The organism is Peribacillus sp. SIMBA_075 (assembly GCF_046534585.1).
Genome location: NZ_JAWRYN010001531.1, coordinates 1 through 238, shown reverse-complemented (window position 1 = coordinate 238; position 238 = coordinate 1). Strand labels below are relative to the sequence as shown.

Annotated in this window: 1 pseudogene; it reads right to left on the bottom strand. The window is 39.5% G+C overall.

Annotation, left to right across the window (positions count from 1 at the left end):
• Nucleotides 1-238: pseudogene (locus SB775_RS33540) on the bottom strand (phage major capsid protein); the annotation flags it as partial.

The following is a 238-nucleotide window of genomic DNA, read 5'->3' as shown; positions in this document are numbered from 1 at the left end:
AATCTTCGTCTTCGATAGCACGAGTTTGGTCGTACACATCTAAACGTTGTGCTCCACCTAATCCTAAGAAATAGTCTTTCGCCATACCTACAACCATTTTTCCTTTTGGAACAGCGTGAGATTTAACGATTGAACCAGGAATAGGAAGAACATTGTAAGCGTAAGTTCCATCCGCATTAGGACGTGTAGTGTAACCATAAATTTTAGCCCAGTAATCAACTGGATTTACAATAAGCAT